This window comes from Mesorhizobium sp. M7A.F.Ca.ET.027.02.1.1 (assembly GCF_004022985.1).
In the GTDB taxonomy this organism is placed as follows: Bacteria; Pseudomonadota; Alphaproteobacteria; order Rhizobiales; family Rhizobiaceae; genus Mesorhizobium.
The window spans coordinates 1-2,039 of the sequence record NZ_RZOL01000656.1; the positions used below are offsets into that span (position 1 = coordinate 1).

The 2,039-nt window shown below is 60.6% G+C and carries 3 protein-coding genes; all 3 read left to right on the forward strand.

The features are described 5' to 3' along the window. The first annotated feature begins 439 nt into the window (after positions 1–439). The gene (gene rplJ, locus EN749_RS34775; protein WP_013531412.1) at positions 440–958 is read left to right on the forward strand and encodes a 50S ribosomal protein L10; all 519 of its coding nucleotides are present in this window, start codon (positions 440–442) and stop codon (positions 956–958) included. Positions 959–1,012: 54 nt separating this feature from the next. Then, complete coding sequence (gene rplL / locus EN749_RS34780; RefSeq protein WP_023762907.1) at positions 1,013–1,390, forward strand: 50S ribosomal protein L7/L12; 378 nt, start codon at positions 1,013–1,015, stop codon at positions 1,388–1,390. 251 nt (positions 1,391–1,641) lie between these two features. Beyond that, positions 1,642–2,039 (forward strand): hypothetical protein (locus tag EN749_RS34785; RefSeq protein ID WP_145991149.1); only part of this gene is annotated, 398 nt, incomplete at its 3' end.

The window sequence follows — 2,039 nt, forward strand, 5'->3', positions numbered from 1 at the left end:
GCCCGGGCCTCAAGCTCGACGTCGCGACGCTCAACGCGTCCTGATAAGTTTTGATCGAGATCGGCCGGTAAACGGCTGATCTGCAAAGAATTCCGGGCCTCCGACCTAGTTGGCGGCCCGGTACCGGAAGCCGAGAGGTTTCCGGACATCCTGTCCGAGATTGCAGGCGGCCCAGAAGCCTTAATTCGATTTGGGCCTGCATGAGACGGGTGAAGACCGGACAACGGAGCGATTGCTCCAATGAAAGGTTCGAACCGTGTTTGCCTTTTGTCTGCGCATCGCCGGCTTGACCGTCGATGTGGCGAAAGGGGGCAGGATCCTCGAGCGTCGTTCGGGAGATCCGTTACTGGATGGCCCGGCCGACAAAAGGCAACCCGACGCCTGTCCTCGTCAATGGGATGTTCCCGTTAACAGGATTGGGGTCAACTGGAGATAGGCAGTGGACAGAGCGGAAAAACGCGAACTCGTCACGGGCCTGAACGGTGCGTTCTCGAACGCAGGTTCAGTGGTCGTGGCCCACTACGCCGGTATCACCGTCGCGCAAATGAACGACCTTCGGTCGAAAATGCGCGCCGCCGGTGGCACCGTCAAAGTCGCGAAGAACCGTCTCGCCAAAATCGCTCTTCAGGGCACGGACTCCGCATCGATCATCGAGCTGTTCAAGGGACAGACGCTGATTGCTTATTCGGAGGATCCGATTGCGGCGCCGAAGGTCGCGTCCGATTTCGCCAAGGGAAATGACAAGCTCGTCATTCTCGGCGGCGCAATGGGCACCACCTCGCTCAATGCCGACGGTGTGAAGGCACTCGCCACACTTCCGTCGCTCGATGAGCTGCGCGCCAGGCTGGTTGGCATGATCGCCACGCCGGCAACCCGGATCGCCCAGATCGTCAATGCGCCAGCGGCCTCGGTCGCGCGCGTCATCGGCGCTTACGCCCGGAAGGACGAGGCGGCATGAGGCCGTTCCTCGCTATCACAAACACACGTTCGAACCTTATGAAGGAACACAACAATGGCTGATCTCGCAAAGATCGTAGACGACCTTTCGAAGCTGACCGTCCTCGAGGCGGCCGAGCTGTCGAAGCTTCTGGAAGAAAAGTGGGGCGTTTCCGCCGCTGCTCCGGTGGCTGTTGCCGCCGCTGGCGGTGGTGCGGCCGCTGCTGCTCCGGTCGAGGAAAAGACGGAATTCGACGTCGTTCTCACCGAGGCAGGCGCTCAGAAGATCAACGTCATCAAGGAAGTCCGCGCCATCACCGGTCTTGGCCTCAAGGAAGCCAAGGATCTGGTCGAAGCGGCTCCGAAGCCGGTCAAGGAAGGCGTTTCCAAGGCCGACGCTGACAAGTTCAAGGCCCAGCTGGAAGCAGCCGGCGCCAAGGTCGACCTGAAGTAATCGTGAAAGCGGCGGGCGGCCTCGCGCCGTCCGCCACTCCCTTCGCCCGGAGGGAGCACGCGTAACGCGAGATCTACGAGAACCTCTTTCCTGAGGGCCGAAAATCGGCCTTCAGGAAACGGGTTTTCTCCCGTTCTAGCCGGCCGCCGACAGGCGCCGGGAAAACAGACAAAGGGTTGCCGCCAAGGTGGCCCAGAATGCAAGGCGAGCCGCGGCGAGGCTCGTCCCGAGTTTAGAGCTAAGGAGCGACGATGGCCCAGACCCAGACTTTCAATGGCCGCAGACGCGTACGCAAGTTCTTCGGAAAGATCCCGGAAGTTGCGGAGATGCCGAACCTCATCGAGGTTCAGAAGGCATCCTATGATCAATTCCTGATGGTGGCGGAGCCCAAGGGCGGGCGTCCGGACGAGGGACTGCAGGCCGTTTTCAAGTCGGTTTTCCCGATCTCCGATTTTTCCGGCTCCTCGATGCTGGAGTTCGTGAAGTACGAGTTCGAAGGACCGAAATTCGACGTTGACGAATGCCGTCAGCGCGACCTCGCCTATGCCGCGCCGCTGAAGGTGACGCTGCGCCTCATCGTGTTCGATATCGACGAGGATACCGGCGCCAAGTCCATCAAGGACATCAAGGAGCAGGACGTCTACATGGG

Bases quoted from the DNA above. Each gene is read 5' to 3' on its own strand.
- rplL (WP_023762907.1), top strand. From the start codon at position 1,013: ATGGCTGATCTCGCAAAGATCGTAGACGACCTTTCGAAGCTGACCGTC.